This window comes from Rhizobium sp. 01T444 (genome assembly GCF_056398305.1).
The window spans coordinates 21,480-44,059 of the sequence record NZ_JBFTPD010000023.1; the positions used below are offsets into that span (position 1 = coordinate 21,480).

The following is a 22,580-nucleotide window of genomic DNA, read 5'->3' on the forward strand; positions in this document are numbered from 1 at the left end:
GTTCTGACCGCGGCGAATTCGAACTACCAAAACCCTCGAATGGTGCCAATGGCATTCCCTTACGGCCCCGAACCGGGGCCCTTAGGCGTGAACACGAGTACTCACTGTCCGCGTCAATTTCACCCGTTGATTGCACTCTCGACAGTTCTTCTTATCGCGATTGTCGCGTTCATTGCCGTCTCTTGGGCGGGAGCCCAGCTGATTGGAATGCTTCTCGCGCTATACCAATGACACCGGCATTGAACTTGTATGAAGTTGCCCGATGTCGTCAACGGCGGATTCTCCGGCAATGGAGAGGTGTTTTTCAAACCTTTCCACACATCGAAACAGAGCACGGAACCGGCATGGGCCTCACCATTTGCAGGTTTATCGTCGAATCCCATGGCGGAAAAATATCGGCCGCGCCAACCCGTCTGGCGGCGCTCCGTTCCTCGTGAGCCTGCCCCTCACCCACAAAACAACGAACTCAAAGGAGCAAGTATATGGAAGCGATTTACACAGCCAAGGTAACCGCCTCCGGTGGACGTCATGGCAAGATTAGGAGCGACGACGGCGTTCTCGACTTACAGCTGGCTATGCCGCAAGCTTTGGGCGGCAAAGGAGGCGCAACCAATCCTGAGCAACTTTTCGCGGGAGGCTATGCCGCGTGCTTCGAAAACGCCCTTTTCCGGGCAGCACGGGAAAGCCGTCATCACATTCCCGACGGTGACATCGAGGTGGTTGGCGAAGTCGGGCTCAGCAAGACCGAGAGCGACACGTTCGCGCTGGCTGTTACCCTGCACATCACGATCGTAGGGATCGAACCGGGCCTGATCGACGAGCTTGTCGCTCGGGCTGACGCGATATGCCCATACTCGAACGCCATTCGCGGAAATGTTGAGGTTAGGAAGCTGGCCCACTCTGGGGTCTCGTAATCGAATATCCGATGCGAGAACAAGCGGCCCCCATCAAAAAAGACCTGATGATTATCACGAGGCCCTACCACGGAGTGTGGGGGTACCTACACTTTGATCTGGTTTCGCTCCAATCCGGTCTGGCCTAAAATAGTGCTCACCGCGCGATATCGTCAACGCAAAGCGTTATGAGGACGGCAACCCCATAGCCTCAGACGAAACTTGCTGAGCGCCCGGTCACTCGGCGGCGAACGAACAGCGCACCTGGCGCAAACCTMTGATTTTGCATGATTTTGCAACGCTTGACTCGATTCAGAAATTAATCCGCGACAGCCTTTAACCAGCAGCAACAAAGGAACTGTGATCATGAGATACACTAGCGCATGCCTGGCTCTTGCCGCACTCGTTCCGCTCGCGACCTTGGCCAATCCCGCAGCCGCAGAACCTGTCAAGAACATCGTTCTCGTACATGGTGCATGGGTCGACGGTTCCGGTTGGAAGCCGATCTTCGAAATCCTGACGAAGGAAGGGTTCCACGTTTCGATGGTCCAGGAACCCGAAAGCTCCTTCACCGATGACGTGGCGGCGACGAAGCGCGTCCTCGACATGCAGGACGGCCCTACACTGCTCGTTGGCCACAGTTATGGAGGCTCCATCATCACCGAAGCGGGCGTCCATCCGTCTGTCGTAGGCCTGGTGTATGTCGCCGCCCATGCACCGGATGTCGGGGAAGACGAAGGATCGCTGGGCAAGAAGACGCCCAGCGTGCTCGCCAAGACGCCAGGCGCGATCAAGAAAACCCCGGATGGCTACACCTATCTCGACCCCGACGAGTTTCCGAAACTGTTCGCTCCTGACCTGCCCCGCGAACAAGCTCTGTTCGGAGCACGTTCGCAAGTCCTTGCATCTGCGCAAGTGTTCACCCAACCACTGACCGCGGCTGCGTGGAAAACCAAACCAAGCTGGGCTGTCGTCGCCGGCAACGACCAGATCATCAATCCGGACCTTGAGCGTTGGTACTACAAGCGCGCCAAGAGCCACACTATCGAGATCAAGGGTGCGAGCCACTCGGTCTACGAGTCCCATCCGAAGGAAGTGGCGGCCGTCATCACGGAAGCCGCGCGAAAAGTTGAAACTGCGGCCATGGCGAGCGACAAATAACAGCCGGCCAAAAAGGCTGCCGCTAGGCGGCAGCCCTTCATCCCGCAATTCGGTCCACACCGACAGATCGCATGGTCCACCTTCCAAATGCAGGAGTTTCGCATGCAGTGGCACAAGAACCGTGACGCCAGGGATCAACGCATCGAAGCGGGCCGCAAACTGTCAGCGGGAAAAATCGTCGACGCCCAGGATGCCACTCGCCTGCTTGAGGCCGTCATCCGTAAAGGCGATCGCGTCTGCCTGGAAGGCGACAACCAGAAGCAGGCCGACTTGCTCAGCTCGGCCCTCCTGGCAGTAAATACGGAAAACATAAGCGACCTGCATATGGTGCAGTCGGGCGTCGTACTTCCCGAGCATCTCGACCTCTTTGAGCGCGGCGTCGCCACGAGACTCGACTATGCCTACTCCGGTCCGCAGTCGGCCCGCATTGCGGAAATGCTGTTCGGCGGAAAAATTCAACTCGGCGCAGTGCACACCTACCTCGAACTGTTTGCCCGCTATTTTATCGATCTGACGCCCAACGTGGCTCTTATTGCGGCGGTTAGCGCTGATCGTGAAGGCAATCTCTATACGGGTCCGAATACCGAAGACACGCCGACTGTCGTCGAAGCGACTGCTTTCAAGGACGGTATCGTCATTGCCCAGGTCAATGAAATCGTCGCTAAGGTCCCTCGCGTGGACATCCCCGGAGACCGCGTCCACTTCGTGGTTAAAGCCGACAAGCCCTTCTTCGTCGAGCCCCTTTTCACCCGCGATCCGGCGGCCATCACCGAAACCCAGATCCTGACGGCAATGCTTGCCATCAAGGGCATCTACGCGCCCTACGGCGTCAAGCGCCTGAACCACGGCATCGGGTTTAATACGGCTGCCATCGAGCTTCTTTTGCCGACGTTCGGCGAAGCTCTGGGACTGAAAGGCAAGATCGCCAGCCATTTTGCCCTCAACCCGCACCCCGCACTTATTCCTGCGATCGAATCCGGGTGGGTGGAGCAGATACACTCGTTTGGCTCCGAGGTCGGGATGGAAGACTATATCAGGGCTCGGTCTGATGTTTACTTCACTGGGCCCGACGGGTCGCTTCGCTCAAACCGCGCCTTCAGCCAGGTGGCGGGCCTCTACGCTTGCGACATGTTCATTGGCTCGACGCTCCAGATCGACTTGGCTGGAAACTCATCAACGGTGACCACCTCACGGATAGCGGGATTCGGTGGCGCTCCCAACATGGGATCGGACGCGCGCGGTCGGCGGCATCCGAGCGATCCCTGGCTGCAGGCAGGACGGGAAGCAGATCCCACGGGATTGCCGGCCCTGCGCCGCGGCCGGAAACTCGTCGTCCAGATTGGCGAGACGTTCGGAGAAAAGAACGTCCCCTTGTTCGTCGAGAAGCTGGACGCGCTTGCCCTGGCCGAAAAGCTGAAGCTCGATCTCGCGCCCGTCATGATCTACGGGGATGACGTCACTCACATCGTGACAGAAGAAGGCATCGCGAACCTGCTGCTGTGCCGGAACCCGCAGGAGCGCGAACAGGCTATCCGCGGGGTTGCCGGTTACACGGACGTGGGCCGCGCCCGCGACAAGGCGATGGTCAACCAGCTCCGGGGTCGCGGCGTCATTCTCAGACCGGAAGACCTTGGAATCGATCCGCTTCAGGCGGACCGCAATCTGCTGGCGGCACGGTCCATCAAGGACATCGTTCGCTGGTCGGGCGGCCTCTACGTTCCGCCCTCGAAGTTTCGCAACTGGTGATGGGAGCAGTCCATGGAAAACCTCACATTCACACATGACGTGGCCGACAAGGCCGCGGGCAACACGAAGCAAGCGATCACAGGGGTCGTTGCGTCAGGAAATTTGGAAGTCCTCGTCGAGCGAGTCGTTCCGGAAAAGCAGTGCGTTGTCGAGATTCGAACCACGGTTCGAGGGTTCGATCCCGTCTGGCAGGCGGTCGTCGAAGATTTCGTCGAGCGCTTCCAAACGGGCGGCCTGCGGTTCTCGATCAACGATGGAGGCGCGCGACCCGACACCGTATCGCTTCGCCTGGCACAGGCTTTACGCCTGATGGAGAAAACAGAGAAATGAACGTTCCAACAAACGCTGCCACCCAAGCCGCCGGCACCGACGCCAGACAAGCCAGCTGGTATGAGTCCTCGGCTCGCGCCCGTGTATCGCTCCTCCTAGACGACGATAGCTTCAACGAGTTTCTCGGCCCGGCAGAACGCGAGATGAGCCCAAATCTCAAGTCCTTCGATCTTCCCGAGCAATTCGATGACGGTATGATCGTCGGACGTGGCCTGATCAAGAGCATACCCGTTTTCATCGCAGCGCAGGAAGGCCGTTTCATGGGCGGGGCTTTCGGCGAGGTTCACGGCGCAAAGCTCACTGGCCTTCTTCGGGCGGCCCGCGATATGCGTTCGGTACCAGTCATCATCCTGTTTGATACGGGTGGTGTACGTCTCCAGGAAGCTAACGCCGGCGAACTGGCGATCGCCGAAATCATGCGTGCGGTCATAGAGGCGAGGATCGCCGGCGTCACAGTCATCGGCCTCATTGGCGGAAGAGCCGGATGCTACGGCGGCGGTGGCCTGATTGCCGGATGCTGCTCGGCTCTCGCAGTCTCCGAGCAGGGCCGCATTTCCGTCTCGGGACCCGAAGTGATCGAGACAAACCGCGGCGTCGAAGAATTCGATTCTAAAGACCGGGCGCTCGTCTGGCGCACCATGGGCGGCAAGCATCGCCGACTGATCGGTGGGGCCGACGCCTTCGTCGATGACACGATCGCAAGTTTCCGGGAGACCGCTGTCAGCCTGCTGGCCGACACTCGGCCGTTCACGCTCCAGACATTGCAGGATGAGCAGAGGCGGATCGAATGGCGGATTGAACAGTTTGGCAAATCCGCCGATGCGATCGACATCTGGCGGTCCATAGGCATCACCGACGCCGCTTCCATCCCCGAGATGACCTATGCGCGGTTCACGGCCGCCGCTCAAAAAGTACGGAGGCCGAACCATGCAGCTCGCTGATATCCTCGCGTCGCTTTTCCCGCACGGTCATAGCATCAAAACCGACCATGGTCTGCTATACGGTTTGGCTCTGCTTTCGGACGGACAGCAGGCACTTGTCGTAGGCGTTTCGGATCGGGCAGCAGTTGGCGTCGATCAGGCCTCCCTGCTTTCCCGTCACATCCTCGACGACCATTCGGGGACGGGGCCGATCCTGGTGATCGTCGACAGCGATAGCCAAATGATGAGCAAACGCGACGAGTTGCTCGGGCTCAACGAGTTCCTGGCTCATCTCGCCAAATGCCTGATCTTCGCCGATTTTCACGGCCGTCCGACGATCGGCATCCTCTACGGCCACACGGCGGCCGGGGCGTTTCTCGCGACCGCGCTTGCGACCCGTGTTCTCGTCGCGCTTCCTGGCGCGGAGCCTGCTGTGATGGATCTCGCGTCCATGTCAAAGGTGACGAAGCTATCCATCGAGGTTCTGCAGGAAAAGGCTAAGACGACTGCCATCTTCGCTCCCGGATTGGACAATCTCGCGAAAACGGGTGCAGTCCATTTCGTATGGAACGAGCGGGAATCGCTGGCAAGCCAACTGAGCGCGCTTCTGGCCGATCTCCCTGACACAGTCGACAAGCGCGACCTTCTCGGCTTCGAACGGCATGGCCGTACCAAAGCAGCGGAAATCGCGGAGCGCGTCTATGCGATCGCACGCGCTTCCTAAGCTTCGCCCGCTGAAACGCCACGACCTGGTTTATCTCGACCCGGCGAGATGGGATTCCGTGCTCGAAAGGCAGCTGGGATCAGATCGCGCCGATCCTCTGATCCAGTCCTGGGTGCACAGAGAATGGCCGCTCGTGGCGCGCCGGCCCATGGCGCACGAGACGCACGGCATTGCCCTTGGCCTGCCGCTGCCACCATCACTGGAAAAGCGACGCATTCCGTTGGTGGTGGAAGCCGATGACATCCTCGCGATCCACGAACCGACGGCGCTCGCCTGCGCCCGCGGCCTAGCCCCCATGGTATGGCAACGGACCTTCGACGAACTTGAGTTCTTCGCGGCGCATCGCGGTATCGAACTGCAAGTATTCGGCAGCCTCGCTTGGCAGGCGCTGACCGGTCTTGCGTATCTTACCAGCTCGTCGGACATCGACCTGCTGCTGCATGTCCGTTCCCCGGCCGACATAGACCTGCTTTCCTCGGAGATTTCCAGGATCGAGGATGTATCGCCCAGCCGCATAGACGGCGAGTTTATCCGTGACGATGGCCTTGCCGCCAACTGGCGCGAATTCCTGTTCAGGCCGGCCGACGTCATGGTGAAGTCCATGCAGGGCATCGCATTACTGGACCGAAGACGGTTCCTCGCTGGAGATTTTCTCTCATGAATGCCCTCTCCCTTCCTGTCTCCGTGTTCGACGCTTCCGCGCGCTTGACTGTCGATGCGGCGGGCATCGCTTCTCTAGCGAAGAAAAGCCTCCTTCTGGAGGTGGAGACGTGGCCGAAGCCGGGTTTGGTCAGCCATGTGGATTCAGGCAGCCACAGTGACATGGACGCCGGGACGTTTCGCGACAGTGCTTCCGCAATCGAGCCGTATCTCCGGTCTCTTGTGGTCGCCGGCGCAAGTGGCTGTCAAATGACGCATCTCAGGTCCATCGGACTCGCAGCCGAAACGGCGATGCTGTCGGCGACGAACGGCATTAATACTCATCGAGGAGCAATCTTCGGCATGGGTCTGCTATGTGCTGCCGCGGGCGCGAGGGCCAACGGCGTTGTCAGTCCCCGATCGCCGCTTGGCTCGGTCGTCCACGAGCTTTGGGGCCAAAGCATTCTTGCAGGTCCAAGGCTTGCCGATAGTCACGGTGCACAGGCGCAACTTCGCTACGGAGCGGGCGGCGCGCGAGCGGAGGCCGCCAAGGGATTTCCGAGTATCTACAAGATCGGAATTCCCGCACTACAGGCTGCGCGGCTCAAATCGCCCGACGATCTGGAGGCGCAGAGGGTCGAAACCTGCTTTGCGCTGATCGCTGAGCTGGATGACACCAACCTTCTGCACAGGGGCGGCGAGGAGGGCCTTCGCTTTGCCCAGCGGGCTGCACGTCATTTTCTGGCGACAGGCGGAATCGGCGCCGGTCGCTGGCAACGACGCGCACAATCGATCCACGAAGAGTTCATCACCAGAACACTCAGCGCAGGCGGAGCAGCGGACCTTCTTGCAATGACGCTGTTCGTCGATGAGATAGAGGGACCCTGAAGTCGATGGCCGGAACCATCCTACTCGCGCTGACACCAACTTTTTTCGTGATATCACTCACGGTGTTCGGCGTGATCACCCTGCTCATTGCCATAATCATACTCTATCCCCGGTAGGTCCAGTCATGACACTTGCCATCTTGTGTTCCGGTCAGGGGAATCAGAACCCGAACATGTTCACCCTGACCGGGGATTGCGCGATGGCCAGCCACTTGTTCGCCAGTGCGACGATGCTGCTGGACCGTGTCGATCCACGCATCATCGTAAGGCAAGAGGCCGAGAATGGGGTCTTCGAAAACCGGACCGCTCAAATCCTCTGCACCCTTCAGTCGCTCGCTGCGATAACCGCGCTGAAGACGAGCATTCCGCAGCGTTCGGTTTTCGCCGGTTACAGCGTCGGAGAGATTGCCGCGTGGGGCGCAGCTGGCGTCTTCCGTCACATTGATACCTTGACGCTTGCTGCGCGGCGCGCCGAGATGATGTCTGGGGCTAGCGCGGCAGGTGATGGGCTGGTCTTTATAAGAGGTCTCGCCTACGAGACGATACGTCGCCTCTGTGAAGAGCACCACGGAGCCATAGCGATAAGTAATCCAGATGATGCTTTCGTCGTCGGAGGGGGGCAGACCTTCTTGGCGGCGATCATGCGGAACGCTAGTAACGCACACGCCACGCGCATCGTTCGTCTTCCCGTGGAGGTCGCGTCTCACACCCCGCTCCTTTCCGAGGTATCCGCGCAATTTCGTAGCGTCCTCGATGGTCCACCCAAGGCGTTTCCACCTATTGCTGGAGCTAGACTTCTGAGCGGGATCGATGGAGCCAGCGTGTCCCGGTTGGATCAGGGGCTGGACAAGCTGGCCGCGCAGATTTCGCACACGGTCAGATGGGCGGACAACTTGCAGGGCTGCGTCGAAAACGGCGCAACGGCCTTCCTGGAACTTGGACCGGGACGCGCCTTAAGTGAAATGGCTGCCACGAGTTATCCGGACATTCCGAGCCGATCGCTCGACGATTTCAAGACGCTGGACGGAGCGCGGGCGTGGATTTCCAGGTGGACATAACGATAGGACAGCCGCTCTAGGACCTCTGTCGATTTATAGCGTGAGCATAGCAAATCCACGCCCAACTCCCCTCGCACGGCGATGATCATTGTTATCCCGTCGCTTGCAAGTTCGCGCATCACGCGCAGCACGTCGTCGGTCGATTCCGGATCGAGCGCGGAGGTCGGCTCGTCAAACCGCGCCAAACAGAAGTACGGTTGGCGAAAGAGCAAGAGCCCGCGCGATTGCAACGCGCTGTTGCTCTCCGCCTGACATTTGCTCCGGATAGGCCAGCGCACGGTGTAGAAGACCAACCCGGGTCAGCAATCGTACGGCTCGGCCACAGCGTCACGCTCGTCAGGACGACATTTTCCACGGCGGTCAGATGCGGAAACAGATTGAAGCGAAGGTAAAAAAACCCTGATGACGTTGACAAAACTCTCTTGCGCACAATGTTTGAGCGTTGACGCGACACATGTAGCTGGCTTTTCCAGAATTTTCATTGAATATCCAATCTCGATAAGGCTTCTGTCGTCGTTCAATACTGCATATCTCAGGTGGGTGGGATGTCGGTTCGCATACGTAGCAAGGCCATATACGTGTTCACGGATGCGCGAATGCTTCCGGCAGCCTGCTGCGCGCTTCTGTCAGTCGAACGCAATAGTCAAAAGAACGATTTCAAGCTGATCATTGTCGGCATCGATTTGCCTGAAGACCAGAAAGCTGGGGTCGCGACCTTCAACGCCGTCAACGGTATCGATATCGACGTCGTCGATTTCACTTTTCCCACCGATACGCCCGAGACGGCAGGCCGCTGGCACAAGTCGACGCTTGCGCGCCTCTATCTCGACAAGCTGATGGGCGAGGAGCTGGAGCGCGTTCTTTACCTTGATGCAGATATATTGGCCGTCGGCAATGTCGATCCACTCTTCGATGTCGATCTCAACGACAAGGCGATCGGTGCGGTTGACGACTACCGCATTGCCTTCCCCGACAAGATCGGACAGCTGGAGCGGGAGCTCGGCCTCGACCCGGGGGCGGGATATTTCAATGCCGGGGTCGTTCTCATAGATTGTGCCGCCGTCCGGGCCGGCGGCTTTTTCGAGATGGCGCGTTCGCTGCTCAGATCAGGGCGATGCTTTGCCTCCAACGACCAGGATATTCTCAATATTGCCTTTCGCGGGACGTGGCAACGGCTGGACAGCCGGTGGAATGTCCAGACCGGTATCATGCCCTATATCCGCAATGCTGTGCTCCTGCATTTCACCGGACGTCGCAAGCCGTGGCATTTATCGGTGCAGGCTGGGCAGTCGGTCTATGCCGAGATCTATTCGAACATGCTTTCGAAAACGCCATGGTCAGGATTTGTCAGCCGGCGCGGCGGCTTGCGAAAGGCTGCCGACTATCTCCTGGCGCTCGGCAAGCGCGCCGGCGCGATGAACCGTGCCCAACAACTGAAGGCACACTTTGGCGCGGGTGAGGTCCCAAGGGCTGAAACGAGCCCCGGATCCGAAAATTCCGGAAGTCCCGTCTTTCACACGCAGGGCGCCGATGCGTGGCGCGCATTCTTCAATCGCTATTCGCACATCGTTTTGGTCGCCAATAGCGAGGCGCTCGATCCGCAGTCGATGCGCACGGAGTTTCCAGGGGATACGTTGTTCGTCTTCTTCAACAAGGTCTACAAGGTTCTCGACGACAGTTTTCCCGGGCATGCCATTCTTGTGGCGCGCAGCGGCATGATGGGCGCCAATATCGTCCATCGGCGGGAGGTGGACGAGGTCCTAAAATTCTTTACTTCGGACAAGTTCCTCGGCATTCTGAATATCCGTACGGCACCTGAGGAGCGCTTCAGCCCCGTCGGCGCATTCAAGGGTGCGACAGTCATGTACAGCGATCTCGAGACGCTGATGTCGCGACACTATCCGCCGGACAAGATCCCGACGAGTGGCTTTGCGTTGGTTGCGTGGATGCGCGAGCTTCAGCTGACACCGAAGATCGTGCTCGCCGGATTTTCCGGGAAACGGAGCGCACGCTGGAAGGTCTTCGACGTTCATGACTGGACATTCGAGCGGATCTATTTCGGGCTTCTGGCGCGAAGAGGTATCATCACCAGCGCCGAACATGCCAGGCCGTCCCGCTTCGACCTTCTGACCCGGCACTTTCCGGATGCGGAAAGCGAGGAGATCCAGGCGGGGATCAATGATGCACTCTCCACGCGGCTCGATCATGCGCTGACCCTCATCGACGGCCTGATGTCACTAACCAAATGGCAGCGGGCGCTCGACCAGGCCTTCCGCAAGGCGCGGCCAAAGACCCGCAAGCAGCGCGCGCTCGACCGCCAAAAGAAGCAAGCTTCCTGAAGGCAACACATAATCCGTCCCGAGGAGAAATTGATATGACCGATATCGTCAACATCTATGTTGGTTTTGATTCAAAGGAAGTTGTCGCCCATCACGTGCTATCGCAGAGTATTCTGGAAAAATCGAGCGTGCCGGTGAGCATCACGCCGATCTACCTGCACAATATCGAAAGCACGTTTACGCGTGAACGCAACGCCCTTCAGTCGACCGAGTTCTCCTTCTCGCGCTTCCTGACGCCCTATCTCAGTCAGTATGAGGGATGGAGCCTGTTCATGGATTGCGACATGCTTGCGCGCACGGATATTGCCGAGCTCTGGGCGCTGCGCGATGAGCGCTATTCCGTCATGTGCGTCAAGCACGATTACCAGCCTAAGGTCGAAACGAAGTTTCTCGGCCAGGTGCAGACTAAGTACGAAAAGAAGAACTGGTCGAGCCTGATCCTCTTCAATAACGCGAAATGCAGGGCGCTGACGCCTGATTACGTCAATACCGCAACCGGGCTGCAGTTGCACCAGTTCAAGTGGCTCGACGGCGACGATCTGATCGGCGAGCTACCCATCACCTGGAACTATCTCGTCAACGAATACGACAAGCGCGATGACGCCAAGATCGTGCATTTCACGGATGGCGGACCCTATTTCGACGAATACAAGAATGACGATTACGCCGAGGAATGGTTCGCGACACGCGAGCGCATGCTCTACGTCCAGCAGCGTGRCTGACTGGCATGTCGGGCGGATGGGGCGCTGACCGAAGGCCCAGCCGCAAAAACGGAGCAAGGGGTAAGCAGGCCGGGTGACTGGAGAAGGCAAATAGGATTTCGCGGGCTAAAACGGCCGGGAAACCGTCGCTCGAATTCAGCTCGAAACTACGACGAGACGCGCCGAATCATTTTTGAGGATTCATCGGCCATACGACGCCAGCCTGACGATTCAGGGTTGCAGATTGTAAACTTTTCGCGCAACATGCTTGGCGACATATAACGCAGCAAGCGTGGAGGTTTAATCGTGAATGATGGAAACCCCTTTCTTGAAGTTGTGCTGGATAGCTTGGTAGCCGTCGTTGTCTTCCTTAGTGCGGCAACCGTAATCGCGGCGGCAGCTTCATTTGCCTCTCTCATCAGTCGTGTTGCGGGAATTGTGCACGAGCCAGGCGCAACAGGCTCGCTGTTCGCAACATCTGGTATTCTTTTACTATCAACTATCTTGTCGGTTCTCGCCTCAATAGCGGCTCAACGTCTCAGCGTCGGCTGATGCCGGCTGAAAAGCCGCGAATGTTGCCCCCGCCGAATTGGGTCAGCGGATCGGTCAGCGCTTCTTATTTCAACAGGCCCTATACCTAGCGTCCGGCAAGATGAGCGCGGCAGGTGGAGGGGTTCAGTCGAAGAACCCCGCATCCTCTTCCCTGAGATATCTCCTCGCCCCCTCAGCGTCGATATCGAGGCCCAGCCCCGGCGCTTCCAGCAGGTCCACCATACTGTCATTCACGATCTGCGGCGGCAAGCCGATTACCAGATCCTCCCACCAGGGGTCGGAGGCGCTCGGATATTCGAACGCGATGTAATTTGCCGGCAACGTGGCGCAGACATTGATCAACGCGCCGAGGCCCAGCAACCCGTTAGCGGTGCCATGCGGCGCCATCAGGATCGAATGCATGTAAGCGTGCTCGGCGACCCATTTGAGCTCAGCAATGCCGCCAATATCGGCCGGATCGGGACCGATGACGCGTACCGCCTGCGTCTCGATCAGTTCCTTGAAATTGTGCCGCAGGTAGATCTGCTCACCAGTGTGGATTGGCGTCGAGGTGGAGGTTGTCAGTTCCCGATAGGCCTGCGGATTGACCCACGGCACGTAGTCGCCGGTCAGCATGTCCTCGAGCCACATCAAATTGTACTTCTCAACCGCGCGAGCGAACTTGATCGCATCGGGCAGCATCCAGCCCGGGCCGCAGTCGAGCGCCAGACTGACTTTGTCGCCCAGCACTTCCTTCATCGCGATCACGCAGTCGAGCATGTGATTGAAACCGCGTTCGCTGATCACGCCCTGATCCATGGCACCGTGATAACCGGCCTTCTTCTGCGTCACGCCGTAGTGGAAGTCCTCGATGGTGTCCTTCATGTTGGAGTGGAACGAGATGCCTTGCTTGACCATGAAGAAGTTCTGCGGCTGCTCCATCATCCATTTGACGTCAGCGGCGTAATCCTCCGGTCGGTCGCCCGTGCGTTTCTGGCGGACAGAGCCATTGTAGACGCGCACCTTGTCCCGCACCTTGCCGCCTAGCAGTTTATAGACGGGCATGCCCGCGGCCTTGCCAGCAATATCCCACAGCGCATGCTCAATAGCGCTCACCGCCGCGCCGTACGGCTTGAAAGAGCCGCGTTGGCGGATCTTCAGCATGACTCTCTCGACATCGGTCGGGTCTTCGCCGATCAGCGCCTCGCGGAAATGCAGCACAAAGGGTTTGAGGTAGGACTTGGTGAATTCGACTTCACCCAAGCCATAGAGGCCCTCGTCCGTCACGATGCGGACGATCGGGTGTTTGCCGATAACTGCGCAGCGGAGATCGGTGATCTTCATCTTCGTTCCTTTTCGCTTCAGCTCCAGGTGCGATCCCAGGAATACTCATCGTCCCAGCGGTCGGTAGGCTGCCAAATGCCGGTGACGCCCGGCTGCAGATGCCGCGAGATCACCTCGTCGACGACATCGTCAATCCCCAGGCCCGGCTTGTCCGAAACAGTGATGAAGCCGTTCTTGACCAGCGGCTTGGGAAGGCCCGTGACGATATCGTCCCACCAGTCAACATCGGCGGAATGGTATTCGAGCGCCATGAAATTCTCGGTCGCGGTCGCGACATGTGCCGCGGCCATTGCGGCGATTGGACTTTCTGCCATGTGGATTGCCATGGCAACACCACGGTCCTGCGCCCTGTCGCCGATCTTCTTGGTCTCGAGAATGCCCCCACTGGTGAGAAGGTCCGGGTGGATAACGGAGACGCCGCCGCTTTTGAGCAGAGGCTCGAAGCCCTCCTTGAGATATATATCCTCACCAGTGCAGATCGGTATCGTGGTGGCATCCTGCAGTTGTCGGTATTGCTCGGTATATTGCCAGGGGATCACATCCTCGAGCCAGGCTGGCACGTATTTTTCAATTCGCCTGGCAAGGCGAATGCCGTTCTGCATGGAGATGTGGCCGATATGGTCGATCGCAAGCGGCACATCCATGCCGATGACCTCGCGAACCTCGGCGATGTATTGCTCAAGCAGGTCGAGGCCCTTGTCGGAAAAGTGCAAGCCGGTAAACGGGTGCGGGACGTTATGCAAATCGTATGAAGCGTTGCGGACACGCCGCTCTTCAACGGTCTTCAGCGGCCCACGACTGGGACCGTCGCGGTACCCTTCGAGTGAGCCAGCAGGAAATACGACCGCACCGGGCACATCCGCGATCTGCATCAATCCCAAATCCATCTTGAGGAAGGTGAATCCGAGCTCCATGCGCTGCTTCAGGCGCTTACCGGTCTCGGTACCGCTCGGCACGGTGGCGTCGGTATCGCAATAGACGCGCACTTTCTCCCGAAACCGGCCACCGAGCATCTGGTAGATAGGGACGCCATAGGCCTTGCCGGCAAGATCCCACAACGCGATTTCAACCGCCGATACGCCGCCGCCTTGCCGGCCGTGCCCGCCGAACTGCTTGATGCGGCGAAACAGGCGGTCGATGTCGCAAGGGTTCTCGCCAAGCAACCGGCTCTTCAGCATCAGTGCGTAGGTTGCGCTGGCGCCGTCGCGCACCTCGCCAAGCCCGACGATGCCCTGGTTGGTGTAAATCTTAAGCAGGACTGAGGTGAACGGCGCGCCGACAATTTCGGCGACCCGCATGTCGGTAATGCGAAGGTCGGACGGCTTGGAATGCGTGTTCACCCGATTGAGCGCCTCGTCGGCTCCATGTGCCTCTGGCATGATCTATCCTCGTTCTGGTCGGGGGGCTCGTCGTCGCGCACGCTGATGCGGCGTAGAGCGTTGCTAGCTAGTCGAGCTCTATCTCGTGATTTTGAAGGTAGTCGCGGTTCATTTCAACGCCGAGACCGGGCTTGGGCGTAAGCTTGAGGCTGCCGTTCGAAACATCGAGTGGTCTGTCGATGAGGTGATCGTATTTGCCCAGGTTCCACTCCGACGTTTCAAGTTTGTAGAAATTGGGAACGGTCATCATCACCTGCGCTCCCGCAACCACGTTGATTGGCCCTGCGGCGTCATGCGGCGAGACCGGGATGTAATAGGCTTCGCAGAGCGCGGAAATCTTCTTGAGTTCGGTAATGCCGCCGGTCCAGGTGACATCCGGCATGATGTAGTCGGCGAGCCTGTTTTCGAGCACCGGCACGAAATCCCACTTCGTGTGGCCACGCTCGCCCCACGAGATCGCGGCGCTGACCTTCTCACGGACCTGCCTGAGAGCGTTGAGGCTTTCCGGTGGACAGGGCTCCTCGAACCAGTCGATCTGACCAGCTTCCTCAAGGCTCCGACAAAGGCGAATGGCGGTGGGAACGTCGAACCGGCCATGCGCATCGATGAGGATGTCGACATCAGCGCCCGCCGTCTGGCGGATCAGAGCCGTCAGTTCGGCGGCTTCGCGCTCATCCTTGCGGGTCATGCTGCCATCGAGATAGCCGTCCCGCTGCTCGCGAGCCTGTCCGCCGGCGGTGCGACCCTGCTGGGGAAAAGGATCGAACTTGAGCGCAGTGTGGCCCGAGTCGACGATGTCTCGAATTTCCTGGACCACAGCCTCCTTGCTGGTAAACTTGCGTTGGTTGGGATGGGTGTAGAGCGAAATTTCATCGCGTACCCGTCCGCCCAACAGCTCGTAAATCGGCTTGCCAAGGACTTTGCCGCGGATATCCCAGAGGGCGATATCGATGGCGCTTACGCATTCGACGGCCGCACCGCGACTGCCCATATAAGTGAAGCTACGGAATATCTTGTGCCACAGATACTCGATCCGCGCCGGGTCCTCGCCTGTCAAAGCGGCACCGATCTGGCGAAGGATCGTGCAGAGGGCGCGATTGGCAAGCCTTGTCGTGGTGGTGAYCTCTCCCCAGCCGCTCACCCCCTCGTCAGTCGTCACTTYGACGAACAGGAACTCTCCCCAATAGGAAGCATCGGATCTGATTAACCACGGCCGAACGCTGGTGATTTTCATCTCAACTGCCTTTAACTGAAGTGGTCGGGATAACGATATTCAGGTTGTGGATTCTATCCTGCCCGAGCGGCATTACGCGCACGCATGTGCTCGAGGATGTRCCGGCCGGAGCCCTCAACATGGCGTGCAATGAGTTCGGCTGCCTCGTTCGCATGTCCCGCTTTTACATGCGCGATGAGCTCGCGATGCTCGCTAAGGATTGCGGCACGCCGGGCGAGCGTGAAGTCGAAACGCCGACTTACGGCTCGAAGCACTTCGCGATGCTTCCACCAAAGCTCGGCGGCATGGCGGTTGTAGTGCTTCTGGTACATTACCGTGTGAAAGGCGGTGTCCAGTTCGCTGTGTCTGAACGGGTCGGCGAAGTTGTTCTCTTCAATCAGGCCTTGGATGCGTTCGAGTTCAGCAATGTCCTCGACGGTGGCCATATTCACGAACCATTTCGTCAGTGCCGGCTCGATCAAGACCCCGATCTCATAGATGTCCCTAACGAAATCCTGATCTATGGGCCGGACACGCGCTCCGCGGTTGGGGACGAAGGTGACAAAGCCCTCCCCGCGCAACAGTTGCAGAGCCTCGCGCACGGGGTTGGTCGAGGTGCCGTGGCGCCGGGCGAGATCGGTGACAACAAGCCGCTCGTTGGCAGCGAGCCGCCCTTCGATGATGTCATCCCTGATCAGTTGATAAAGCGAGGCGCCCTCACTGGAGGCCCCGATAGCGTCGATGCCTTCGGGTGGCTGTGCTTTAAAATCGCTCGTTTCGGCCAAGATTGTCCCCAATGAATACACACATTGTTCGGATATCACGCGAAGCTTCTCTAAACAATGTACGATTTCTCTGATTGACAGGCAATCTACGATCTGAAAACGTATGATCAGGTCGAAGGGATACATTAGGGGAAGTCCCGCGGCCGGAGAGCAAAGACCGCTCGCCTCGATGCAGAGCGGCATGGGAGAAAACCTGGGAGGTTACCTATGACGAGGATTTCACTCGGCCGTGCCATCCTGTGCGGCACTGTCTCGACTGCTTTGATGGTATCGTTGATGTCCGTGTCTGCGATGGGTGCGCCGGTCGACCTGAGCAAGTGGTCGCCGGAATACGTTCGCTCCATCGCCGGCACACAAGATTTTGACACGGCGGCCGATTGCGCCAAGGTCACTCCGCTCGACTATAAGGGGCGACTGACTTTCTGGTATCAGGGCGTCTTCGAGGGCGACCCCGACCTCCTGCGCCAGTATTACAAGGACTTCTTCGAGACCTTCCGCAAAACCTATCCGAACATCCAGCTCGAGGAACAAGCCCTCACCTATAACGACCTGCTCGACAAGTTCCGGACCGCACTCCTTGGCAATGCAGCGCCCATGGCGGTCCGCCTGCAAATCCTTGGTGGCACCGAGTTCGCCGCAAAGGGCTATTTGCAGCCGCTCAAACCCGAAGATGTCGGGTATTCGACCGAGGATTTCTGGCCCGGCGCAATGAAGGCTGTAACCTGGGACGGGGTGACCTACGGCATTCCAACCAACAACGAGACGATGGCGTTCATCTGGAACGCCGACATCTTCAAGCGTGCAGGCCTCGATCCGGACAAGGCTCCGGCAACCTGGGACGACGTCGTCAAAGATTCCAAGCAGATCCACGACAGGCTCGGCATTGCCGGTTACGGCCTCGTGGCGCGCAAGAATGCGGGCAATACGCCGTACCGTTTCATGCCGCAACTGTGGGCCTATGGCGGCGGCGTCTTCGACGAAGCTACCGCCAACCCAACCTATAAAGAGGTCGAGCTCAATAGCCCGCAGAGCAAGGCGGCATTGCAAGCCTCCTACGATATGTATGTTCGCGACAAGTCGGTTCCGGTTTCGGCACTCACCAACCAGCAGGCGGACAACCAGCCCCTCTTCCTCGCTGGCCAGCTCGGCATGATGATCTCGCACCCGTCCGACTACAACGTCATGCTCGACCTGCAGAAGAAGACGACGGGCAGCGACAAGGAAAAAGCGCAGACCGTCATCGACAACATGCGCTACGGCCTGATTCCGACCGGCCCCGACGGCAAGCGTGCCGTCGTGTTTGGCGGCTCCAACATTCACATCCTGAAGCCCGAATATGTCGAGGGCGGCAAGGTAGACGAGCCGGCTGCAAAGGCTATCATCTGCATGTGGACGAGCCCCGAATGGTCGCTGAAGATGGCCTATGCCGGCTCGAACCCGGGAAACCTTAACGGCTTCAAGACCAAATGGATGAAGGAACGTCTTGATAACATCAAGTTCCTTGATGTCACGACCTCGATGCTGCCATACGGCATCCCCTTCCCGGCGCTGCCACAGTCTCCCGAGATCATGAATATTATCGTCCCGGACATGCTGCAGAATGCCCTGACCGGAGCCATGACCGTCGACCAAGCAGCAGACGACGCAGCCAAGAAGGTAAAAGACCTGACGGACGGCGGACTCTAGTCCAGGCCTGCCGATCTGACCGGCTGCGCCTCGATTGCAGCCGGTTTCTTCCGAAGAATAAGGGCAGGGCACAGTGACGATCTTGACTGGCAAGGCCGAGGTTCGCCGAAGACTGCACCCCGATAGGTCCGGCGTGCTGCGAAAGATTTGGGAGCATCGCGCTGACTACGCGTATGTGCTTCCTGCGATCGCCGTAATGCTCATCGTCATAGCCTACCCTATCTACTACACGATCGAGCTGTCGTTCTTTAATACACCACCTGGCCTTCAGCTCCGGGACAAGATTTTCGTCGGCTTCGACAACTACATCGCCATCCTCACAAGTCCGGTGTTCTGGACGGTCACCTCGAACACTCTTATCTGGACACTGGCATCCACTTTTATCTCATTTGTCCTGGGATTTGCCTGTGCCTTGGCGCTCCATCGCGACTTTATCGGCCGCGGCATCCTGCGGGCCATCCTGATCATTCCCTGGGTCATCAGCGCGGTCGCCGCGTCCTATATCTGGAAGTGGATCTACCATTCGGACTTTGGGATCATTGGCGCGGTGCTGGTCGGCCTCGGGTTGGCCGACCGGCCGCCGAATTTCATCGACAGCGTCAGCACGGTGCTGCCCTCGCTGATCGTCGTGAATATCTGGCGAGAGTTTCCGTTTGCTATGATCATGATGATGGCTGGGCTGCAGACGGTTCCCGATCAGTTGCTGCGCGCAGCAAAGGTCGACGGAGCCAATGCATGGCAGCGGTTCTGGCACGTCACCTTTCCGCACTTGAGAAACGTCTCGACGGTGACGATCCTTCTGCTGGCAGTGGCGAACTTCAATTCTTTCATCATCCCCTGGATCATGACCGGCGGTGGGCCGTCGAACGCATCGCATATCTGGATCACCCATATTTATGAGCTCGCCTTCGGCCGCCAGCGCTGGGGGGTGGCATCGGCCTATTCGGTGCTGCTGTTCCTGATCCTGATGTCGCTCGGCTACTTCTACGTCCGTGCATTGAGCGGCAATGAACGGAAGGATGGAAACGAATGAGCGCGATTGCCGAGACTGCTCGTCGAAGCCAGGCGCGTCGCCGTACCCGCATCGATGGATGGCGGTGGGGCGGACGCATCTTCCTCGTGTTCATGCTGCTTTACACCGCATTACCGATGATCTGGATGCTGATCACCTCGATCAAGTCCGGCTTCGCGGCCATGCAATTCCCGCCGCAATGGTGGCCGGACCAACCCACCCTTGCCAGCTACCAGAAGCTGCTCGATCCGCAAAACAGCGTCGGCCAGGACTTCCTGCGCTTCTTCTGGAACAGCCTTTTCGTCTCCACCGCCACGACCATCCTTTCGGTGATCGTGGCAGTTCCTGCGGCCTACGCGTTTTCGCGCTTCACCTTCCCGGGTCGGAACTTTCTGTTCTTCGCCGTCTTGCTTCGGAACATGTTCCCGGCAGTGATTTTTCTCGTGCCGCTCTTCATCCTGATGCGCGCGATCGGGCTGGTGAACACGCATGGGTCGCTCATCCTCACCTACCTCACATTCGGCCTGCCGCTGGCAATCTGGCTGCTCAAGGGCTTCTACGACAACATCCCGGTGCAACTCGAGCAGGCCGCACGCATCGACGGGGCAACGCGGTTCCAGGCCTTTGTCCTCATCGTGATGCCGCTTTCGGCGCCGGGAATCATCGCCACGGCGATCTATTCCTTCATCGGCGCGTGGAACGAGTACATCTACGCCTACACCTTCCTCTCCAAGAACGAGCAGTTGACACTGCCGGTCGGCATCCAGCGCTTCTTCTCGGAGAATACAACGGACTTTCCGGGCCTGATGGCGGCCAGCTTCATGATGAGCGTGCCCGTCGTGGTTCTGTTCCTTGTCCTGCAGCGATACTTCGTACGCGCCCTCACGGAAGGCGCAGTCAAGCACTAAGGGAGTTGCCGGTGGCCCATGTGGTCCTCAAAGATCTGGTCAAGACCTATGGCAGCTTCAAAGCTGTCAACGACGTTTCGCTGACGGTCAACGACGGCGAATTCGTTGCGCTCGTCGGCCCCTCAGGCTGCGGCAAGACAACCACACTCAATCTTGTGGCGGGGCTCATCCCCATCACATCTGGCGACATCGTCATCGGCGACAGGGTGGTCAACGACCTCGACCCCAAGGACCGGGACATCGCAATGGTGTTCCAGAACTACGCGCTCTATCCGCAGAAATCGGTTTACAAAAATCTGGCGTTCCCGCTGCAGATGCGCAAACTGCCAAGGGACGAGATCGACAAGAAGGTCAAGGAAGCAGCGCGCGTGCTCGACATGACGCAGTTGCTCGAGCGCAAGCCGCGCGAACTTTCGGGCGGCCAACAGCAGCGCGTGGCGCTGGGCCGTGCCCTCGTTCGCGATCCGGCGGTATTCCTGATGGATGAACCACTCTCCAACCTCGACGCGAAGCTGCGCGTGCAGATGCGGTCGGAGATCAAGCGTTTCCACCAGGACCTCAACGCCACGATCATCTACGTGACACACGACCAGCTCGAAGCGGTAACCATGGCCGACAGGATGGCGGTGATGAACGGCGGCTACTTGCAGCAATACGATACACCGGCGCAGGTCTTTGCCCATCCTGTGAACATGTTCGTCGCCAGCTTCGTCGGCAGCCCGGCGATGAGCCTCGTTCCGCTGGAGGCGTCAACGGCAAACGGCAATACTGTGTTGACGAGCGCGGAGGGCTGGCGCCTCGAGCTCTCGCCACAAAACGCTCAGAAGGTCTCGAGGGCAACAACCAAGAAAGTCGTGCTCGGGGCACGTCACTCGACGATCAGGCTGCATAAGAGCGCGATACCTGGAAGCGTCCCTGCCAAGGCCTACACAGTGGAGCCGACCGGAGACGTCACTTTCGTGCAGGCGTTTCTGTCTGGCGCCATCGTCAACGTCAGCGTGCCGCCGACCATTGCCGTGGCGCCCGATGAACAAATTTGGCTCGAGTTCGATCAGGAGCGGATGCATCTTTTCGACGGCCAAACAGAAATGGCGCTCAAGGCCAACTGAGACCAGGCGGATGCGTGTGAAACGAGGGCGTGGATGACTGCGAAGCTCAAAATCACGGCGATCAAGCCCTATCCAGTATGGGTAGGAACGCGCAACCAGATGCTGGTCAAGGTGGAGACCGACGATGGCATCTTCGGCTGGGGCGAGAGCGGCCTGAGCGGGCGCGAGAAGGCCGTGGCCGGCGCGATCGAGCACTATCGCGAATTTCTCATCGGCCGCGACCCGATGCAAATTGGGCGGATCTGGCAAGAAGTTTATCGCAGCCAATATTTCGAAGGCGGGCGCGTTCTGCAGGCGGCGATTTCGGCCATCGACATTGCCCTTCACGACATCAAGGGCAAGGCGCTGGGGGTGCCGGCCTACGATCTGTTAGGCGGCAAGCAGCGCGACCGCATTCCGACCTTCGCCTCGACCGGTGACGAGGCCGAGGGCGATGCTGCCATCGAACGAGCCCGCGAACTACGCGCCCAGGGGTGGCAGGCGATCCGCTTCTTCCCCATCGGGCAAAACAGCAGGGATATCTTTGAGCCGCGGGAGTCGATCGGGCCTACCGCACGTATGCTGAACAAGGCGCGTGAAGCGCTGGACGACGACGTCGTCCTCGGCATCGACTATCATCATCGGCTCTCGGTGGCAGAGGCGGCGAGCTTCTGCAACAAGCTCGGCCGTGGCGTGCTTGATTTCCTCGAGGAGCCGATACGAGACGAAACGCCGGAGGCTTACCAATCCCTGCGCACGATGACCGACATCCCGTTCGCCATCGGCGAGGAATTTGCCAGCAAGTGGCAATTCCTGCCCTACGTCGAGCGTGGCATCCATCAGTTCAACCGGCTCGATGTTTGCAATGTGGGCGGGCTCACTGAAGCGATGAAGGTCGCGGGCTGGAGCGAGGCGCACTATGTGGACCTGATGCCGCACAATCCCCTCGGCCCAGTCTGCACTGCCGCGACTATCCATCTCGCCGCCGCGGTAGCGAATTTCGCCTGGCTCGAGACAAGGGCGCCCGAAGCAAAGCTGGGGTTCGATAATTCCGACTTCTTCCCCGTGCAACCACGACTCGACGGCCCCGACTATCCGGTCAGCGATTTGCCGGGGCTCGGCGTCGAGGTCAACGAAGAGGCGATCAAGGCGGAGAGCTTTCGTTTCTGGGAAGCGCCTCACCTGAAGCGCCGCGACGGTTCAGTGACAAACTGGTAGTTTCATCCACCGGAGCTT

Annotated in this window: 21 protein-coding genes and 1 pseudogene; 17 read left to right on the forward strand and 5 right to left on the reverse strand. The window is 58.9% G+C overall.

What is annotated here, in order from left to right; all coding sequences use genetic code 11:
• Positions 1–482: 482 nt before the first annotated feature.
• The 9 genes from AC1DTN_RS25945 to AC1DTN_RS25985 all read left to right on the forward strand — a co-directional run bounded on the left by AC1DTN_RS25945 (position 483) and on the right by AC1DTN_RS25985 (position 8,358).
• Positions 483–914, forward strand: a complete 432-nt coding sequence (locus tag AC1DTN_RS25945) for an organic hydroperoxide resistance protein (RefSeq protein WP_113182582.1) — start codon at positions 483–485, stop codon at positions 912–914.
• Between the two features lie 345 nt (positions 915–1,259).
• Positions 1,260–2,054, forward strand: coding sequence for an alpha/beta hydrolase (locus tag AC1DTN_RS25950; RefSeq protein ID WP_113321037.1), 795 nt, complete (start codon positions 1,260–1,262; stop codon positions 2,052–2,054).
• A 102-nt stretch (positions 2,055–2,156) separates the two neighbouring features.
• Positions 2,157–3,800, forward strand: a complete 1,644-nt coding sequence (mdcA, locus tag AC1DTN_RS25955; RefSeq protein ID WP_442207423.1) for a malonate decarboxylase subunit alpha — start codon at positions 2,157–2,159, stop codon at positions 3,798–3,800.
• Positions 3,801–3,812: 12 nt separating this feature from the next.
• Positions 3,813–4,130 (forward strand): malonate decarboxylase acyl carrier protein, encoded by a 318-nt coding sequence (mdcC, locus tag AC1DTN_RS25960; RefSeq protein ID WP_113321039.1) that lies wholly within the window; start codon positions 3,813–3,815, stop codon positions 4,128–4,130.
• Positions 4,127–5,071, forward strand: coding sequence for a biotin-independent malonate decarboxylase subunit beta (locus AC1DTN_RS25965; RefSeq protein ID WP_113321040.1), 945 nt, complete (start codon positions 4,127–4,129; stop codon positions 5,069–5,071). Before mdcC ends, AC1DTN_RS25965 begins: the two co-directional genes overlap by 4 nt.
• The gene (locus AC1DTN_RS25970; protein WP_442207422.1) at positions 5,058–5,774 is read left to right on the forward strand and encodes a biotin-independent malonate decarboxylase subunit gamma; all 717 of its coding nucleotides are present in this window, start codon (positions 5,058–5,060) and stop codon (positions 5,772–5,774) included. The genes AC1DTN_RS25965 and AC1DTN_RS25970 overlap by 14 nt, the downstream gene beginning before the upstream one ends.
• On the forward strand, positions 5,752–6,435 hold the full coding sequence (gene mdcG, locus AC1DTN_RS25975; protein ID WP_442207421.1) for a malonate decarboxylase holo-[acyl-carrier-protein] synthase: 684 nt from the start codon (positions 5,752–5,754) through the stop codon (positions 6,433–6,435). The genes AC1DTN_RS25970 and mdcG overlap by 23 nt, the downstream gene beginning before the upstream one ends.
• A complete protein-coding gene (gene mdcB / locus AC1DTN_RS25980) occupies positions 6,432–7,301 on the forward strand; it encodes a triphosphoribosyl-dephospho-CoA synthase MdcB (RefSeq protein ID WP_113321043.1) in 870 nt (289 codons plus the stop codon). The genes mdcG and mdcB overlap by 4 nt, the downstream gene beginning before the upstream one ends.
• 124 nt (positions 7,302–7,425) lie before the next feature.
• Positions 7,426–8,358 (forward strand): acyltransferase domain-containing protein, encoded by a 933-nt coding sequence (locus tag AC1DTN_RS25985; RefSeq protein WP_442207420.1) that lies wholly within the window; start codon positions 7,426–7,428, stop codon positions 8,356–8,358.
• Positions 8,359–8,438: 80 nt separating this feature from the next.
• On the opposite strand, the pseudogene AC1DTN_RS25990 reads toward AC1DTN_RS25985, so the two are convergent.
• Positions 8,439–8,758, reverse strand: a pseudogene (locus AC1DTN_RS25990) (ATP-binding cassette domain-containing protein); the annotation flags it as partial.
• A 196-nt stretch (positions 8,759–8,954) separates the two neighbouring features.
• Here AC1DTN_RS25990 and AC1DTN_RS25995 point away from each other — a divergent pair.
• The 3 genes from AC1DTN_RS25995 (at position 8,955) to AC1DTN_RS26005 (ending at position 11,950) form a co-directional block, all read left to right on the forward strand.
• Complete coding sequence (locus AC1DTN_RS25995; protein ID WP_442207419.1) at positions 8,955–10,697, forward strand: glycosyltransferase family 8 protein; 1,743 nt, start codon at positions 8,955–8,957, stop codon at positions 10,695–10,697.
• A gap of 35 nt (positions 10,698–10,732) precedes the next feature.
• Positions 10,733–11,419, forward strand: a complete 687-nt coding sequence (locus tag AC1DTN_RS26000) for a glycosyltransferase (RefSeq protein ID WP_477923222.1) — start codon at positions 10,733–10,735, stop codon at positions 11,417–11,419.
• Between the two features lie 285 nt (positions 11,420–11,704).
• Positions 11,705–11,950: a hypothetical protein gene (locus AC1DTN_RS26005; protein ID WP_162747937.1), complete on the forward strand. Its 246-nt coding sequence runs from the start codon at positions 11,705–11,707 to the stop codon at positions 11,948–11,950.
• A 123-nt stretch (positions 11,951–12,073) separates the two neighbouring features.
• Here the strand turns inward: AC1DTN_RS26005 and AC1DTN_RS26010 are convergent, their stop codons facing one another.
• The 4 genes from AC1DTN_RS26010 to AC1DTN_RS26025 form a co-directional block, all read right to left on the reverse strand.
• Positions 12,074–13,273, reverse strand: a complete 1,200-nt coding sequence (locus AC1DTN_RS26010; protein ID WP_442207418.1) for a mandelate racemase/muconate lactonizing enzyme family protein — start codon at positions 13,271–13,273, stop codon at positions 12,074–12,076.
• A gap of 17 nt (positions 13,274–13,290) precedes the next feature.
• Complete coding sequence (locus AC1DTN_RS26015; protein WP_113321048.1) at positions 13,291–14,652, reverse strand: mandelate racemase/muconate lactonizing enzyme family protein; 1,362 nt, start codon at positions 14,650–14,652, stop codon at positions 13,291–13,293.
• Positions 14,653–14,719: 67 nt separating this feature from the next.
• Complete coding sequence (locus AC1DTN_RS26020; protein WP_477923224.1) at positions 14,720–15,886, reverse strand: mandelate racemase/muconate lactonizing enzyme family protein; 1,167 nt, start codon at positions 15,884–15,886, stop codon at positions 14,720–14,722.
• A gap of 53 nt (positions 15,887–15,939) precedes the next feature.
• On the reverse strand, positions 15,940–16,650 hold the full coding sequence (locus AC1DTN_RS26025) for a GntR family transcriptional regulator (RefSeq protein WP_477923225.1): 711 nt from the start codon (positions 16,648–16,650) through the stop codon (positions 15,940–15,942).
• A 207-nt stretch (positions 16,651–16,857) separates the two neighbouring features.
• On the opposite strand from AC1DTN_RS26025, the gene AC1DTN_RS26030 reads away from it, so the two are divergent.
• From AC1DTN_RS26030 to AC1DTN_RS26050, 5 genes are all read left to right on the forward strand, one after another.
• On the forward strand, positions 16,858–18,336 hold the full coding sequence (locus AC1DTN_RS26030; protein WP_442207415.1) for an ABC transporter substrate-binding protein: 1,479 nt from the start codon (positions 16,858–16,860) through the stop codon (positions 18,334–18,336).
• A 73-nt stretch (positions 18,337–18,409) separates the two neighbouring features.
• Complete coding sequence (locus AC1DTN_RS26035; protein ID WP_439018510.1) at positions 18,410–19,369, forward strand: carbohydrate ABC transporter permease; 960 nt, start codon at positions 18,410–18,412, stop codon at positions 19,367–19,369.
• On the forward strand, positions 19,366–20,256 hold the full coding sequence (locus AC1DTN_RS26040) for a carbohydrate ABC transporter permease (RefSeq protein ID WP_310380897.1): 891 nt from the start codon (positions 19,366–19,368) through the stop codon (positions 20,254–20,256). The genes AC1DTN_RS26035 and AC1DTN_RS26040 overlap by 4 nt, the downstream gene beginning before the upstream one ends.
• Before the next feature lie 11 nt (positions 20,257–20,267).
• Positions 20,268–21,365 (forward strand): ABC transporter ATP-binding protein, encoded by a 1,098-nt coding sequence (locus AC1DTN_RS26045; RefSeq protein WP_442207414.1) that lies wholly within the window; start codon positions 20,268–20,270, stop codon positions 21,363–21,365.
• Positions 21,366–21,398: 33 nt separating this feature from the next.
• The gene (locus AC1DTN_RS26050; RefSeq protein ID WP_442207413.1) at positions 21,399–22,562 is read left to right on the forward strand and encodes a mandelate racemase/muconate lactonizing enzyme family protein; all 1,164 of its coding nucleotides are present in this window, start codon (positions 21,399–21,401) and stop codon (positions 22,560–22,562) included.
• The last annotated feature ends 18 nt before the right edge of the window (positions 22,563–22,580 follow it).

What these genes read in the sequence shown, in the direction of transcription:
- AC1DTN_RS25945 (WP_113182582.1), top strand. Translation starts at nt 483, where the DNA reads ATGGAAGCGATTTACACAGCCAAGGTAACCGCCTCCGGTGGACGTCAT.
- AC1DTN_RS25950 (WP_113321037.1), top strand. Translation starts at nt 1,260, where the DNA reads ATGAGATACACTAGCGCATGCCTGGCTCTTGCCGCACTCGTTCCGCTC.
- mdcA (WP_442207423.1), top strand. Translation starts at nt 2,157, where the DNA reads ATGCAGTGGCACAAGAACCGTGACGCCAGGGATCAACGCATCGAAGCG.
- mdcC (WP_113321039.1), top strand. Translation starts at nt 3,813, where the DNA reads ATGGAAAACCTCACATTCACACATGACGTGGCCGACAAGGCCGCGGGC.
- AC1DTN_RS25965 (WP_113321040.1), top strand. Translation starts at nt 4,127, where the DNA reads ATGAACGTTCCAACAAACGCTGCCACCCAAGCCGCCGGCACCGACGCC.
- AC1DTN_RS25970 (WP_442207422.1), top strand. Translation starts at nt 5,058, where the DNA reads ATGCAGCTCGCTGATATCCTCGCGTCGCTTTTCCCGCACGGTCATAGC.
- mdcG (WP_442207421.1), top strand. Translation starts at nt 5,752, where the DNA reads ATGCGATCGCACGCGCTTCCTAAGCTTCGCCCGCTGAAACGCCACGAC.
- mdcB (WP_113321043.1), top strand. Translation starts at nt 6,432, where the DNA reads ATGAATGCCCTCTCCCTTCCTGTCTCCGTGTTCGACGCTTCCGCGCGC.
- AC1DTN_RS25985 (WP_442207420.1), top strand. Translation starts at nt 7,426, where the DNA reads ATGACACTTGCCATCTTGTGTTCCGGTCAGGGGAATCAGAACCCGAAC.
- AC1DTN_RS25995 (WP_442207419.1), top strand. Translation starts at nt 8,955, where the DNA reads ATGCTTCCGGCAGCCTGCTGCGCGCTTCTGTCAGTCGAACGCAATAGT.
- AC1DTN_RS26010 (WP_442207418.1), bottom strand. Translation starts at nt 13,273, where the DNA reads ATGAAGATCACCGATCTCCGCTGCGCAGTTATCGGCAAACACCCGATC.
- AC1DTN_RS26015 (WP_113321048.1), bottom strand. Translation starts at nt 14,652, where the DNA reads ATGCCAGAGGCACATGGAGCCGACGAGGCGCTCAATCGGGTGAACACG.
- AC1DTN_RS26030 (WP_442207415.1), top strand. Translation starts at nt 16,858, where the DNA reads ATGACGAGGATTTCACTCGGCCGTGCCATCCTGTGCGGCACTGTCTCG.
- AC1DTN_RS26040 (WP_310380897.1), top strand. Translation starts at nt 19,366, where the DNA reads ATGAGCGCGATTGCCGAGACTGCTCGTCGAAGCCAGGCGCGTCGCCGT.
- AC1DTN_RS26050 (WP_442207413.1), top strand. Translation starts at nt 21,399, where the DNA reads ATGACTGCGAAGCTCAAAATCACGGCGATCAAGCCCTATCCAGTATGG.